Raw genomic sequence first — 14,157 nt, 5'->3', positions numbered from 1 at the left:
CTGTCCGGTGGGCGCGCGTTCTGTCCGTCAGGCAGGCTAAATCCCTGTCGAACTTTGACGTTTTTTTTGCAAGAGGCAGGTTAAAGTGCCCTCTCCGGCCATCCTGGAAGCAGTCAATGAACCTCCAAAGCCCTCAAGACGCCGACGATGAAATCCTCAATCAGGCAGCGCACTGGTGCCTGCGTCTGCAAGACGAAACCTGCACACCTGACGAACGCCAGGCGTTCCAGCACTGGATTCAGAGCAGTCCGCGCCACGCCTTCGAGTACGCGAAGATGCTTGAGGTCTGGGAGTTGAGCGATCAATTGCCAGACGAGCACGACAAGTCGAAAAAACGCAAAGCCACGAGCCTGCCTTGCAGCTTCGAAGAATTTCAACGCAACCTGGCGCAGCGCAATTAGCATCGTGCGAGGATCGACGCCAACAGCAGAAGGCGTCATTTGAGACAACGCCTTGTTCTTGATTCAGGTTTAGAATCCCCCGGGTTCGGCTAACCAGTTTAAGGATGATCCCGGCATGTCCTCCATCGACACCTCCCTGCAAGACACCGCCGCCCCCGACGGCGTCTGTTTCGGCTGCGGCAGCAGCAATCCGCACGGCTTGCACATCAAGAGTTTCTGGCACGAGGATGGCGTGCACGTCATGGCCGAGCATGTGCCCGAGGCCAAATACTGCGGCTGGCCGGAGCTGGTCTACGGCGGTTTGATCGCGATGCTGGTGGACTGCCATTCCAACTGGACCGCGATGGCTTACCACTACCGCGCCGAAGGCCGTGAAGCCGAAAGCCTGCCACGCATCAACTGCGTCACCGGCAACCTTGGTATCAAATTCATCAAGCCGACGCCAATGGGCGTACCGCTGACGTTGAAAGCCCGAGTCGACGGTGAAGTCGGACGTAAAACCCGGGTGATCTGCGAGGTCTACGCCGGGGATGTGCTGACGGCGGTGGGTGATTCGGTGTTTGTTCGGGTCGATACCGAGCAGTTGGCGGCGGCCGCTCATGGTCGCTGAGACCTGTCACTGAAGGAAAACAGCATGCCCGATCGCAAAATCATCATCCCCGAATCCATGAAACCCATCGTCGAACGCGCCGGTTACGCCCCGGCGGTTCTGGTCGGCGACACGCTTTATTGCGCCGGCCAGGTGGGCCGGACGGCTGACTTGAAGGTCATCGAAGATCCCGAGCAACAATTCATTCGTGCCTGGGAAAACCTCGACGAGGTGTTGAAGGCCGGCGGTTGCACCTTCAACGATGTGGTGGAGATGACCACCTATCACGTCGACATGAGCCAACATATGCCGGTGTTTCGTGACGTGAAGAACCGCGTATTCCCCAAAGGCTTCTGCGCCTGGACCTGCATCGGCGTCAGCGAACTGGCCCATCCGGGGCTGCTGGTGGAAATCAAATGTGTGGCAGTGCGCAGGCGCGCTATACCTGTGTAGTGCCTTTAATCACCACCGCGAGGCCCGCCTGCGACATGCTGGAACACAGTTGACTTCCATCCCTTTGCCGAGGCCCTGCCCCAACGTTTCCGCTGAGGCCTGGCCTTATGCCGGCTGGTGACTGGTCACGCAGTGAATGCCGCCACCGCCGGCCGCGATGGCGTCGATGTTGATCTGCACCACGTCGCGGTTCGGGTAGAGTTTTTTCAGCAGGTCGAAGGCTTTCTTGTCGGCGTCCTTGTCGCCAAACTCCGGGGCGATCACCGCGCCGTTGATCACGAAGTAGTTGATGTAACCGGCCGCGAAGTCGTCGTTGTCCTTGTTGAATTTGGTGCTGCGCGGTTTCAGCGGTGGCGAAACGGTGTGGATCTGCAACGGGCGACCGTCAGCGTCGGTGGCCTTTTTCAGGATTTCCAGGTGCGCCAGCGTGACCTTGTTGTCGTAGGAGCGCGGGTCGGTGTCGAGGTTGGCGATCACCACGCCGGGCGTGACGAAGCGCGCGTAGAAATCGACGTGGGCATCGGTGATGTCCTTGCCCTTAATGCCCGGCAGCCAGATGATCTTGCGCAAACCGAGGCGCGCTTTCAGTTCCGCCTCGACATCAGCCTTGCTCCAGCCGGGGTTGCGGTTTTCGTTGACCCAGCAGCTTTCGGTCATGATCGCGGTGCCGTGGCCGTCGACTTCAATGCCGCCGCCCTCGCCCACCAGTTCGCTGCGAATGTAGGTTGCTTGCGCGTCTTGCGCTACACGTTTGGCGATCTTCGCGTCCTTCGAGTGCTGCTGCTTGTTGCCCCAGCCGCTGAAGTTGAAGTCCACTGCGCCCAGGCCGTTCTTGTCGTCGATGACAAAATTGGCGCTGATGTCGCGCATCCAGATGTCGTCGAGGTTGGCGATCTGGTAGGTGATGTTGGACGTGCCGCAAATCTCTTCCGCCAGGCTGCGTTCGCTGCTGCGGCAGTAGATGGTCAGCGGTTCGTAGCGAGCGATGGCACGGGCGATCCGGCCCAGCGCTTCCTGGACGTCTTCGGTGAAGTCTTCCCAGATTGCGTCCTGCGCGCCGAAGGCCATATAGGCGCGTTCGTGCTTGTCGCCCTCGTCGGGCATGAACCAGCGACCTTCGCTGGCCGCCAGCACGCGTGCCGGTGACAGGCCGAGGCCCATGACGGCAGCGCCTACGCCGGCGGCGACTGAAACCTGTTTGATGAACTCGCGACGAGTCGGCATGTGTACGTTCCTGATGTGTAAGGGGGCCACCGAAGCGGCCCGGAAAAATCACTTGGCAGTGGCGGTCTTGAACTTGGTCCAGGTGCGCATGCGGGCGCGCATGTCAGCCTGGGGAATATCCTTGCCCGGTATCAGACGAGCATAGGTCGCATCGTCGAGGTAGATGTCCGGGTTGTTGCGCATCGCCTCATCCACGCTTGGCCGGGCCTTGGCGTTGGAGGTCGGGTAACCGGTGAAATTGCTGATCGCAGCCATGTTCTCCGGGCGCATCACGAAGTTGATGAACGCGTAGGCGTATTCCGGATGTCTGGCATCGACCGGAATGGCCATGGTGTCCATCCACACCGTGGTGCCCTCGCGGGGAACGCGGTACTGGAAGCGGGTCTGCTTGCCGGCGCTGTCCGAGGTGCGCTGGGCCTGGGTCATGTCGCCGCTGTAGCCGAGGGACAGGCACAGGTTGCCGTTGACCAGATCGGTCACCGGTTGCGACTGGAACTTGCGAATGTACGGCCTTAGCTTCATCAGCAAGTCACTGGCCGCTGCCAGATCCGCAGGCTTGGCGCTGCGCGGATCGCGCCCCAGATAATTGAGCACCACGGCCAGCACTTCGTCCGGCGAGTCGATCATCGAGATTCCGCAATCGGCGAACCTGGCCGCCAACTCCGGTTTGAACAGCATGTCGAGGCTGTTGACCGGCGCATCGGCCATGCGCTGCTTGATCTGCTCGGCGTTGTAGGTCAGGCCGATGGTGCCCCAGGTGTAGGGCACCGTAGCCTTGTTCGAATGCTCGTAACGGCTGCGCAGTTTTTGCAGGCCCGGTTCGATGTCGTTGATCGCCGCGACTTTCGAAGGATCCAGCGGCAACAGGCTGCCGGCGCGCATCAGGCGTTCAGCCACGGTGTCACCGGGGAAGATCAGATCGTAGCCGCTGCCGCCGGAGAGCATCTTGGCCTCCAGGGTTTCGCTGCCGTCCATCACGTCGTAGATCACCTTGATCCCGGTTTCGGCGGTGAACTTTGTCAGCGTGTCTTCGGCGAAATAATCCGCCCAGTTGTACAGGCGCAATGTCTTGTCTTCGGCGTGCACGGCCGGCATCAAACCGGCCAGCGCCAGACCCAGAGCGCCCAGCAACCACTTGTGTGAGGTGTGCATATCAGACTCCTTGAGGATTCCAGCGGGCGTTAAGGTGACGGCCGTCCTGGCTGAGCAAAGCGCCGTACATGTCCGGGCGACGGTCGCGATAGATGCCCCAGCTCAGGCGCTCTTCGCGCATGGCCGACAGATCCAGGCTTTGCACCAGCACGCCGGTGCTGGCGCGGTCGGCTTCGGCGAGCATTTTTCCCTTGTGGTTGCAGATGAACGACGAGCCGTAGAAATTCATTTGCAGCGCCGCATCGGTTCCCGCCACTTCGCGGCCAACACGGTTGGAGGCGATCACCGGCAACAGATTCGCAGCCGCGTGGCCACGCATGGTCATCTGCCAGTGGTCGCGCGAATCCAGATCCGCACAGCCCGGTTCCGAGCCAATGGCGGTCGGGAACAGCAACACTTCTGCGCCCATCAATGCCAGGCAGCGGGCGGTTTCGGGGAACCACTGGTCCCAGCAGATGCCCACGCCCAGACGGCCGAACGCGGTGTCCCAGACTTTGAAACCGGTGTCGCCGGGGCTGAAATATTCCTTCTCCTGATAGCCGATGGCGTTGGGGATGTGGGTCTTGCGGTACACGCCCAACAGGCGCCCGTCGGCATCGGCCACGCTCAGGGAATTGAAGTAGGCATTGCCGGCCTTCTCGTACCAGCTCAGCGGCAGCACCACGCCCAGTTCACGGGCCAGCGCGGCGAAACGCGACAGCACCTGACTGTCGCGGTACTCCTCGGCCAGCGCCATATGGTGGTGGCTCTGTTCGATGCAGAAATACGGCGTGGCGAACAGCTCCTGCAACAGGATCACTTGCGCGCCCTGCGCGGCCGCTTCACGCACCCACTGCTCGGCGCGGTCGAGGTTGCTCTTCAGATCCCAGGTGCACGGCATCTGGGTGGTGGCGACTTTGAGCATCGTCATCGGTCACCCCTCCACCGGCCAGGCGGGCTGTTGCTGGGTGATGCAGTGCACACCGCCGCCGCCATGGGCCAGGTGATTGATCTGCACCGGCACCACTTCGCGGCCAGGGAACGCCTTGGCCAGGGTTTCTGCCGCGACATGGTCGGCCTCGATGCCGTACGCCGGCATGATGATCGCGCCGTTGGCAATGTAGAAATTGGTGTACGAGGCGCAGAACACTTCGGCTTCGGTATCCACCGCGTCGGTGGCTTCGTACAGCTCGATCAACTCGAATTGGCGGCCCTGAGCGTCGGTCGCCAGTTCCAGTGCACGGCGGTTTTCCCGCACGACTTCGGCGTACACCGAGCTGCGATCGTGAGTCGCGTCCACCAGCAACACACCGGGACGGGCGAAGGCGCAGACGCCATCGACGTGGCCATCGGTCATGTCGCCGGTAACGTAATCCGGATCGCCCGGCAGCCAGATGGTTTTCTTCACACCAAGCAGGCGGCTGAAGATTTCCTCCATCTCGGCCTTGCTCACGCCGGGGTTGCGGTTGGGATTGAGCAGCACCGATTCGGTGGTGATCAAGGTGCCCTCGCCGTCCACGTGGATCGCGCCGCCCTCGTTGCTCAGCGCCGTGCCGAAGCACTCGCCGCCCAGGTGATTGAGCACGCGACGGGCCAGACTTTCGTCCAGCTCGTGGGCCGACTTGCCACCCCAGGCGTTGAAGCGCCAGCTCACCCCGGCCAGACCTTGCTCAGGATGAACGACGAAGCTCGGACCGGAGTCGCGGCACCAGCTGTCGTTGACCGCCAGCGGGATCAGTTCGATGTTCGGCCCGCACAAGGCTCTGGCGCTGGCAATGGCCGACGGATCGACGACCATTTTTACCGGTTCGAACCGGGCGATGGCATTGGCAACGCGGGCGAAATCTTCCTGCACCAACGGCAGGGTCACGCGCCAGCCAGACTCCCACAGGGCCTTGTTGTGGGGCCAGACCATCCAGGTCGCCGCGTGCGTCACCCACTCTGCCGGCATCATCCAACCGCTGTTGTTGTTTTTGTTCTGCTGCATGGTAAAAAGCCCTCTGAGTTAAGCCATTGTGTTCAATGAAAACAGCCTTGGCGGCGTTGACGTGCATGCTAATGGCGGCCTTACGGGCAAACAAACGATGGATTTAGCGGAAAACTGATTAGAGGAACTTATCGATCATGCTGAAACACTGGCCACCCCTCAGCTCGTTGCGCGGCTTCGAAGCCGCCGCAAGGCTGGGCAGTTTTCACAAAGCCGCCGAGGAACTGAGCCTCACACAGTCGGCCATCAGCCAGCAGATCCGCAGCCTTGAGGCGTATCTGGAACAGCCACTGTTTTTCCGCCGCGGGCGCAGCGTCGCCCTGACCGACGCCGGCCACGACCTGCTCAGCACGACTCAGGCCATGCTGCAGCAGCTGTCGGTGGGCATTCGGCGGCTGGGGCAATACCAGAAGCCCAATCAACTGGTGCTCAACACCACGCCGGCGTTTGCCCGGCACTGGTTGCTGCCGCGTCTGGCGGATTTCCGACAACAGCACCCGCAGGTCGATCTATGGATCTTCAGCACCGACGAAGTGCCGGACATGGCGACACAAACCATCGACATCGCCGTGCGCGACGACATCAGTTCCCAGGCTGAATGCAGCTTCAAGGTGCTGCACGCTGATCGGCTCTATCCGGCGTGTCATCCGAGCCTGCTGGGCGTACCGGGCGCGCAGCGGACAACGCTGCACGGCGAGCGGGAAATGGACTGGAGCCATTGGGCGGTGGAATCGGGAATCGATGTCGGCCAGCAGGATCAGGGTTTGAATTTCTCTGATCCGGGCCTGTTGCTGGATGCGGCTTGCTCAGGTCTGGGGATTGCGCTGGTCAGTCAGTTACTCAGCCGTAAGGCCCGGGCCGACGGGCTGTTGCAGCCCTTGGTGGACGACACCATTCGCGGCCCGAACTGGGCGATGCTGACCCATCGCGACAGCGAGAATGACCCGATGGCGCGACGTTTCACCGAGTGGTTGCTGGCGAACCTCAGCGATCCATGACCGGTGCATGGCGGGCCATCACCTCGGCGATCCAGTCGATGAACACCCGCAACTTACGGCTGATGTGGCGGTTCGGCGGATACGCGACGTAAAGCGGCATCGGTTCGAGCTGCCAGTCTTCGAACAGTGGGATCAGCGCGCCGCTTGCCTCATGTGCCTTGGACATGTACTTGGGCAACCACAACACACCCAGCCCCGCGAGCCCCGCCGACAAATAAGCATTGCCGTCATCGACCGCCAGCACGTGGCGCCCCTTGATCTGCAAGTTTTCGTGTTCGTTGTGCAGGGCGTAAGGCACGGGTTTGCCGGTGCGTGCCCAGAGGAAACCGACCACCCGGTGATGAGAGTCTTCCAGTTCTCGGGGATGCGTCGGGGTGCCGACACGGGCCAGATAACTCGGCGCGGCATACACGCCCAGTTGCAGATCGGCGACCCGCCGGGCCATGAGCGACTGATCCCGCAACTCGCCCCCGCGCACCACGCAATCGACGTTTTCATCGATGATGTCAACGATCCGGTCGCTGACACCCATGTCGATCTGGATCTCCGGATAGCGCTCATAAAACTCGGGCAGCGCCGGCACCAGAATCAGATTGGCCAGCGGGCTTGGCACATCGACCCGCAAGCGCCCCTTAGGCTGAGCCGCGGCACCGGGAAGGCTGGTTTCGGCATCGTCCATGTCCGCCAGCAACTTGATCACCCGCTCGTAATAGGCCGCGCCGTCCGCCGTGGCGTTGACCTTGCGCGTAGTGCGGTTGAGCAACTTGACCCGCAGCCGCGCCTCCAGTTGCTGGACGAGCTGAGTCACGGTGGTCTTGCTCATGTGCAGGGTTTCGGCGGCCTTGGTGAAACTGCCCGCCTCCACGACACGGGCGAAGGCTTGCATCGCATCGAAACGGTCCATACCCCACCTCTGATAGCGGTTCGATTGTTTGGGATTTGCAAACAGTGAACGCCAAGGTTGCGCGTTTATCGTGTCAGCGCAAGCCCCTAAAGTTTCTCCATCGCAGGTTTTCAAACCATTGAAGGAGACACCTCATGACCCGTGCCCAACCAAAACGCGATGTGGTTTTCCCACCTGGACGCCATGCCCTGTACGAACGCAATCGCTATTCGCCGGCGGTTCGTTCCAAAGGATTTCTGTTCGTTTCCGGCCAGGTCGGCAGCCTTGAGGACGGTTCGCCGGAACCTGATCTCAAGCAACAGGTGCGACTGGCCTTCACCAACCTCAACGCCATTCTGGGCGCGGCTGGCGGCAGTTTCGACGACGTGGTGGACGTGACGGTGTTCATGGTCGACCCGCAATCCACGTTTGAAACCATCTGGGAGGTGGTGCCGGAGTTCTGGGGTGAAGCGCCGCATCCGACCATCACAGCGGTCGGCGTGACGTGGCTATACGGGTTTCAATTCGAGATCAAGGTGATTGCCAAACTGCCGGAATGACCTGACATCGCATCGATTTGCAGCACGGGCCGACAGTCTTCAGACTGTCGGCCCGCATTCCTTCTGCGATCCATCGCCATGCCCGACATCTTGTTGAAGCCCAGTCTGCCCGGCATTGCCCTACGCCGCTGGCGCGTGCTGCACCGCGTCAAGCAGGGCCATGCCGCCGAGTTGTTCAAGGTCACTCAGTCGACCATTTCCCGCTGGGAAAGCGGCGTGCAGGCGATGGACCCGGACGCCCATCTTCAGCTCGAAAGGCTGCTCGCGGCGCGACTCGACAGCGCCGCCGATCAGGCCCTCGCGCGACTGGTCACGGACAGCGCGCGCCCGGTTCACCTCGTCTGCGACCTGACCCATCGCCTGCTGGCCTGTTCGCCGGCTCGCGCCGCACAGTTCGCCAGCCCCCTGAGCGATCTGCTGGGGCAGTCGCTGTGGCGTTTTGCGACAGTGGAAATCCGGCACAAGGAATCCTTGCTGGATGACGCCGGTTGGCGAGAAGTCCAGGCGCCGCCGGCTCTGGAATTTCTGACGGGCAGCAATGACTCCGCCCTCGTGCCGATCCAGCCGGGCCTCTGCCGCTGGACGCGGATCGCCCTCTCCGACGGCACCGCCGCACGGCTGGTGGAAACGCTGTAGGCCATCCGCCGCATATTTTATGCGTGGACGATGATCGAGGCCGGGCCTAGGCTTTGAGCCCTGCTCTCTTTATCCCGGCCACCGTATGAACCTCGAAAAAATCAAGGGACGCCTCGACTTCCTGCGCGAAGCAGAACGGCTCAAGGACGTCCTCAGAAGCGCGCACACTTCCTCCGGGCGCAGCGAAAGCACCGCCGAACACAGCTGGCGCCTGTGCCTGATGGCGATCGTGTTCGCCGACGACCTGGCCGGGCTCGATGTGCTGAAAGTCCTGAAAATGTGCGTCATCCACGACCTCGGCGAAGCCATCAACGGTGACATTCCGGCGGTCGATCAAGCCGGTTTTCCCGACAAGGGCGAACAGGAGCGCAATGACTTGCTGCTGCTCACCCGCTCCCTGGACGACGCGTTGAGAAACGAAATCCTCGCGCTCTGGGACGACTACGAAAACGCCCGTTCTCCCGAAGCCAAAGCCGTGAAGGCCCTCGACAAGCTGGAAACACTTTTACAACACACGCAAGGGAAGAATCCGCCAGACTTCGACTATGGCTTCAACCTGGCCTACGGCAAGCAATACACCAATGCCGATCCGCTGTTCGAAACCCTTCGAACCCTGATCGACCGCGATACCCGAGAGCGCATGAACACAAACATCACAATCCGCAACGAACACCCCGAAGACATCGACGCCATCGCCCGAATCACCGAGGCCGCGTTCCAGCACGAAGAACACTCCAGCCACACCGAACAATTCATCGTCAACGCCTTGCGCCACGCCGGCCAGCTCAGCGTTTCGCTGGTGGCAGTGGAGAACGACACGGTGGTCGGCCATGTGGCCATTTCACCGGTGACGATTTCCTCCGGCACTCAAGGCTGGTATGGCCTGGGCCCAATCTCCGTGTGCCCGACCCGCCAGCAGCAAGGCATCGGTTCGGCGCTGATGAAAGCTTCGCTGGCGGAGTTGCAGCGTATTGGCGGCGTTGGCTGCGTGGTACTGGGTGATCCGGGCTATTACGGACGTTTTGGCTTCAAGGCCCATGCCGGTCTGGAGTTGCCGGGGATTCCGGCGGAGTACTTTCAGGCGTTGGCGTTTGGCGGGGAGTTGCCGGTGGGCGTGGTGAAATATCACGAGGCGTTCGAGGCTACCGAGTAGCGCCCCATCGCTTTTGATTGCTCACATTTCGTGGTCTATGGCTTCACCAAAGCGCTCTTGATGCCGTTTCGGCGATCAATGACTCTGTCCGTACGTTGTTTTTGCACTGACAGAAAAGAGCCAACGCCATGCCCAGCCCCAGAACCCTGTATCAGAAGCACATCGACAGTCACACCGTCTGCACCCTCGACGATCAGGGCCACGTGCTGCTTTACATCGACCGCCAGGTCGCCAACGAATACACCAGCCCGCAAGCCTTCAGCGGATTGCGCGAGTCCGGGCGCGATGTCTGGCGACCTGCTGCGACACTGGCGGTGGTCGATCATGTGAATCCCACCGCACCGAAACGCATCGCGACCATGCCTGACGCCGGGGGCGCGCGGCAGGTGTCGTACTTCGAAGAAAACTGCCGCGACTTCGGCATCGAACTGTTCGATGTACTGGACAAACGCCAGGGCATCGAACACGTGGTGGCGCCGGAACAAGGCTTCATTTTGCCGGGCATGGTGGTCGCGGCCGGTGACAGCCACACCACCACTTACGGCGCACTGGGCGCGTTCGGTTTTGGTATCGGTACTTCGGAAATCGAGCACCTGCTGGCGACACAGACTCTGGTTTACAAACGCCTGAAAACCCTGCGGGTGATGGTCAACGGTGAGCTGGCCGAAGGCGTCACGTCCAAGGACATCATCATGGCGCTGATCGAAAAGATCGGCGCGTCCGGCGCCACCGGTTACGCCATCGAATTCACCGGCCCGACCATCAGCGCCCTCAGCGTCGAGGTGCGCATGACCATCTGCAACATGGCCGTCGAAGCCGGCGCCCGAGGTGCATTCATGGCGCCCGATGACAAGGTGTTCGCGTATCTGCAACTGAAGCCGCGTGCGCCCAAGGGCAAGATCTGGGAACAGGCCGTCGAGCGCTGGAAAACCCTGCACAGCGATCATGGCGCGGTGTTTGATCGTGAAGTCAGCCTCGACGTCGCCGCGCTGGAGCCGATGGTGACCTGGGGCACCAGCCCCGATCAGGCCTCACCGGTCAGCGGACACGTGCCGGACCCGGCCTCGCAGCCCGATCCGATCCTGCGTCAGGGCCTGCAGCGCGCCCTCGACTACATGGGACTGAAACCCGGCATGCCGCTGAACGAAGTGACGATCAGCCATGCCTTCATCGGCTCCTGCACCAATGCGCGGATCGAAGACTTGCGTGACGTTGCCCGCGTGGTGCGCGGCAAGCGTGTGGCGGCCCACGTGCGGGCGATGATCGTTCCCGGCTCGACGCTGGTGCGCAATCAGGCCGAGGACGAGGGCCTGGCGCAGATCTTTCTCGACGCCGGTTTCGAATGGCGGCAATCAGGCTGCTCGATGTGCCTGGCGATGAACGATGACGTGCTCGCGCCGGGTGATCGCTGTGCGTCGAGCACCAATCGCAACTTCGAAGGCCGTCAGGGCGCCGGTGCGCGCACCCACCTGATGAGCCCGGCAATGGTCGCAGCGGCGGCCATCACCGGTCATTTGACTGACGTGCGCAGCGTCGCGCTGGAGGCTTGAACCATGCAACCTTTCGACACTGTCAGCGGCAGCGCCGCGCCGTTTCTTGCGTCCAACATCGACACCGACGTGATCATGCCCAAGCAGTTTCTCAAGGGCATCGATCGTCGGGGGCTGGATCGCGGGTTGTTCTTCGATCTGCGCTTTCTCGCTTCCGGCGAACCCAACCCTGAATTCGTGCTCAACCAACCGGCCTGGCAAGACGCGGCGTTTCTGGTGACCGGCCCCAACTTCGGCTGCGGTTCCAGCCGCGAACATGCGGTGTGGGGCTTGAAGCAAGTCGGCATCCGGGCCTTGATCGGCACCTCGTTCGCCGGAATTTTCTACGACAACTGCCAGCGTAATGGCGTGTTGGCGATTCAGCTCGACGAGGCTCGATTCAAGCGACTTGCCGATGTCATCAGCGACCCGGCGACCGCACAGATCAGCGTGGACTTGCCCCGACAGACGATCCGGCTGGCAGACGGCACAGAGGTCACGTTCGAGATCGATCAGTTGCGCAAGCAATCACTGCTGCTGGGACTGGACGCCATCGGCACCACGCTGCAACGCACCGAGCAGATCCGCGCCTTTGAAGCGCGGCATCTGGCGGACAATCCCTGGCTGCGCTGAACACAAAAAACGGGCGACTCACTTGAGTCGCCCGTTTTCATTCCACAGACAAATCGCGGAAGTACTCTTCCAGAAATTCCACGCACACCCGCAATTTCGCCGACTCACTGAGCCGCACCGGATAGACCGCCCAGACGTTGGCGCTTTGGGTGTACTCCTCCAGCACCTGCACCAGCCGCCCTTGCTCGAGCATCGGTTTGACGTCCCACATCGAGCGCAACAGAATCCCGCCGCCGCTCAAGGCCCACTCCAGCACGATTTCGCCGCTGTTGGAGGACAGCGGGCCATTGACGCGCACCGTCTCCTCTTGCCCGTCCTTGCTCAGGGCCCAGATACCGAACGCGTTGTTACGTTCCTTGAGTACCAGACAATCGTGGTCTTTCAGGTCTTCAAGGGATTGCGGCGTGCCCCGGCGTTCAAGGTATTCGGGCGTGGCGCACAGCACGCGCCGGTTACTGACCAGTTTGCGTGCGATGTGCTGACCCGGCACGTCGTCCCCGACGAGGATTTCAAGATCAAAGCCCTCGCCCACCAGATCGACCACGCGGTCGAATACGTCCAGCCGGATATCGAGTTTCGGGCACGTTCGAGACAACTGGCTGATCGCGGGCGCCACATGATTACGGCCGAAACCGAAGCTGCTGCAAATGTGCAGCGACCCCGCCGGTTGATGCCGGGCCTGGGAAATCTCGCCGAGGAACTGATCGAAATCTCCCAGCAGTTTCTCGGCCCAAATCCGCACCCGCTCACCGTCGTCGGTCAGCGCGATGCGCCGGGTGGTGCGGTGCAGCAGTTTGCTCGCCAGCGTGGTTTCCAACACCGAGATGCGTTTGCTGACATAGGCCGGTGAGAAGCCCAACTCATCGGCGGCGCTGGCAAAGCCGTTCTTGCGGATGACGGTAAGGAAGACCCTGAGGTCTTCTGGCAGGGGAAACTGGTCACGATTCGTGTTCATAGGCCGGTCGCCCTCGCTGTTTGTCGCACATTTTGCGAAGGATAACATCGAATCAACGCCTCGCCAGCCGGGGCCCGGCGTGGGCTGAGCCCCGGCGCCGTGATCAGGGTTGTCGAGTACTGGCGGTTTGCGTGCCCGGCTCGAACATTGCTTCGAACCGCGATTTGTTAGCCGCGTAATAGGCCGCGACCGCCTGGTCCGATGAGGTCTGGCGTGCCTGCATCATCAAGGTTTCCAGATCTGCCTGCGGGATCGAGTAGTGAGCGAAAAAGTACGCCACCTGCGGATATTCCTGGCTGAACCCCTTGCGCGCCATCGCATGGATCTGCTCGGCACCACCGAAAATCTGCTTCGGATCATCCAGGTAGCGCAACGACCATTTGGAGAACATCCAGTGCGGGCTCCAGGCATTGACCAGTGACCATTTGTCCCGCTTCAGGTTGCGATCCAGCTCATTGAGCATGCCGCTTTCCGAAGACGCCACCAGTTTGTAGCCATCTAGCTTGTACTCCTCGATCGCCTTGACCGTGAGCTTGTACTGGCCGTTGCCCACCTCCGAGGTGAGGATCTTGCCTTCGAGTTTTTCCTTTACTTGCGGCTTGTTCAGATCCTCGACACTGGCCACTTCACTGATCGGCACCGAGGTCGGGACGGCCATGCCGATCCGCCCTTCATACAGCACGCCGAGGTCTTCGAGGCGATCTTTGTATTTGTCGTAGAACGCCTTGTGGGTACTCGGCAACCAGACCATCGGGATCAGGTCGATATTGCCGTTGGCCAAGGCCTGAAACTGAATGCCGATATCGGCCATCACCAGTTTCACCGGTTGTTTGAGGTGATCCTGAAGCGCGGCGCTGGCGAGTTTGACAGTGATTTCGGTGTCCGACCAGTTGACCCAGCCAATGCGCACGGGTGCAGGTTCGGCGGCCTGGGCCTGTGCAGCGAACGTGGCCAGAATCAGGGCGAAAAGCGTATTTCGATAAGGCGAATGAGCGTTCATCAAGCGTCTTCCTGTGGAGGTGGGA

At 61.3% G+C, this 14,157-nt stretch carries 16 protein-coding genes and 1 pseudogene; 10 read left to right on the top strand and 7 right to left on the bottom strand.

Features of this window, described 5'->3' with window-relative positions:
• The first annotated feature begins 116 nt into the window (after window positions 1–116).
• The 3 genes from CAF73_RS21210 to CAF73_RS21200 all read left to right on the top strand — a co-directional run bounded on the left by CAF73_RS21210 (window position 117) and on the right by CAF73_RS21200 (window position 1,443).
• Window positions 117–401: a DUF4880 domain-containing protein gene (locus CAF73_RS21210; RefSeq protein WP_085700313.1), complete on the top strand. Its 285-nt coding sequence runs from the start codon at window positions 117–119 to the stop codon at window positions 399–401.
• A 115-nt stretch (window positions 402–516) separates the two neighbouring features.
• Window positions 517–1,011 (top strand): PaaI family thioesterase, encoded by a 495-nt coding sequence (locus CAF73_RS21205; RefSeq protein ID WP_085700314.1) that lies wholly within the window; start codon window positions 517–519, stop codon window positions 1,009–1,011.
• 24 nt (window positions 1,012–1,035) lie between these two features.
• Entirely contained in the window at window positions 1,036–1,443 is a 408-nt protein-coding gene (locus tag CAF73_RS21200; protein WP_085703737.1) for a RidA family protein, read from the top strand.
• A 105-nt stretch (window positions 1,444–1,548) separates the two neighbouring features.
• On the opposite strand, the gene CAF73_RS21195 is transcribed toward CAF73_RS21200, so the two are convergent.
• The 4 genes from CAF73_RS21195 to CAF73_RS21180 are packed head-to-tail and all read right to left on the bottom strand — an operon-like array spanning window position 1,549 to window position 5,785.
• Window positions 1,549–2,667 carry an agmatine/peptidylarginine deiminase gene (locus CAF73_RS21195; protein WP_085700317.1) on the bottom strand — a complete coding sequence of 373 codons (1,119 nt, stop codon included), beginning with the start codon at window positions 2,665–2,667 and terminating at the stop codon, window positions 1,549–1,551.
• 48 nt (window positions 2,668–2,715) lie between these two features.
• Entirely contained in the window at window positions 2,716–3,819 is a 1,104-nt protein-coding gene (locus tag CAF73_RS21190) for an extracellular solute-binding protein (RefSeq protein ID WP_085703736.1), read from the bottom strand.
• Window position 3,820: 1 nt separating this feature from the next.
• Window positions 3,821–4,729 (bottom strand): N-carbamoylputrescine amidase, encoded by a 909-nt coding sequence (aguB, locus tag CAF73_RS21185; protein WP_085703735.1) that lies wholly within the window; start codon window positions 4,727–4,729, stop codon window positions 3,821–3,823.
• Between the two features lie 3 nt (window positions 4,730–4,732).
• Window positions 4,733–5,785, bottom strand: a complete 1,053-nt coding sequence (locus tag CAF73_RS21180; RefSeq protein WP_085703734.1) for an agmatine/peptidylarginine deiminase — start codon at window positions 5,783–5,785, stop codon at window positions 4,733–4,735.
• A gap of 137 nt (window positions 5,786–5,922) precedes the next feature.
• Here CAF73_RS21180 and CAF73_RS21175 point away from each other — a divergent pair, with 137 nt between their 5' ends.
• Window positions 5,923–6,783 carry a LysR substrate-binding domain-containing protein gene (locus CAF73_RS21175; RefSeq protein WP_085703733.1) on the top strand — a complete coding sequence of 287 codons (861 nt, stop codon included), beginning with the start codon at window positions 5,923–5,925 and terminating at the stop codon, window positions 6,781–6,783.
• Here CAF73_RS21175 and CAF73_RS21170 read toward each other — a convergent pair.
• Window positions 6,770–7,687: a LysR family transcriptional regulator gene (locus CAF73_RS21170; RefSeq protein ID WP_085703732.1), complete on the bottom strand. Its 918-nt coding sequence runs from the start codon at window positions 7,685–7,687 to the stop codon at window positions 6,770–6,772. The genes CAF73_RS21175 and CAF73_RS21170 overlap by 14 nt on opposite strands.
• Before the next feature lie 134 nt (window positions 7,688–7,821).
• Between CAF73_RS21170 and CAF73_RS21165 the strand changes: the two genes are divergently transcribed.
• From CAF73_RS21165 to leuD, 6 genes and pseudogenes are all read left to right on the top strand, one after another.
• Window positions 7,822–8,226, top strand: a complete 405-nt coding sequence (locus CAF73_RS21165) for a RidA family protein (protein WP_085703731.1) — start codon at window positions 7,822–7,824, stop codon at window positions 8,224–8,226.
• A gap of 78 nt (window positions 8,227–8,304) precedes the next feature.
• The gene (locus CAF73_RS21160) at window positions 8,305–8,862 is read left to right on the top strand and encodes a helix-turn-helix transcriptional regulator (RefSeq protein WP_085700325.1); all 558 of its coding nucleotides are present in this window, start codon (window positions 8,305–8,307) and stop codon (window positions 8,860–8,862) included.
• An 85-nt stretch (window positions 8,863–8,947) separates the two neighbouring features.
• Window positions 8,948–9,505: pseudogene (locus tag CAF73_RS30520) on the top strand (HD domain-containing protein); the annotation flags it as partial.
• Entirely contained in the window at window positions 9,503–10,015 is a 513-nt protein-coding gene (locus tag CAF73_RS30515; RefSeq protein WP_256574772.1) for a GNAT family N-acetyltransferase, read from the top strand. The pseudogene CAF73_RS30520 and the gene CAF73_RS30515, both read left to right, overlap by 3 nt.
• Before the next feature lie 128 nt (window positions 10,016–10,143).
• Window positions 10,144–11,565: a 3-isopropylmalate dehydratase large subunit gene (gene leuC / locus CAF73_RS21150; RefSeq protein WP_085703729.1), complete on the top strand. Its 1,422-nt coding sequence runs from the start codon at window positions 10,144–10,146 to the stop codon at window positions 11,563–11,565.
• A 3-nt stretch (window positions 11,566–11,568) separates the two neighbouring features.
• Complete coding sequence (gene leuD / locus CAF73_RS21145) at window positions 11,569–12,177, top strand: 3-isopropylmalate dehydratase small subunit (protein WP_085703728.1); 609 nt, start codon at window positions 11,569–11,571, stop codon at window positions 12,175–12,177.
• Between the two features lie 37 nt (window positions 12,178–12,214).
• Here the strand turns inward: leuD and CAF73_RS21140 are convergent, their stop codons facing one another.
• Both CAF73_RS21140 and CAF73_RS21135 read right to left on the bottom strand, forming a co-directional pair.
• Complete coding sequence (locus tag CAF73_RS21140) at window positions 12,215–13,132, bottom strand: LysR substrate-binding domain-containing protein (RefSeq protein WP_085703727.1); 918 nt, start codon at window positions 13,130–13,132, stop codon at window positions 12,215–12,217.
• Between the two features lie 103 nt (window positions 13,133–13,235).
• Complete coding sequence (locus CAF73_RS21135; protein ID WP_085703726.1) at window positions 13,236–14,132, bottom strand: glycine betaine ABC transporter substrate-binding protein; 897 nt, start codon at window positions 14,130–14,132, stop codon at window positions 13,236–13,238.
• Between the last annotated feature and the right edge of the window lie 25 nt (window positions 14,133–14,157).

It is taken from the genome of Pseudomonas sp. B15(2017) (assembly GCF_002113215.1).
In the GTDB taxonomy this organism is placed as follows: Bacteria; Pseudomonadota; Gammaproteobacteria; order Pseudomonadales; family Pseudomonadaceae; genus Aquipseudomonas.
This window is presented reverse-complemented; position numbering and strand designations above follow the sequence as displayed.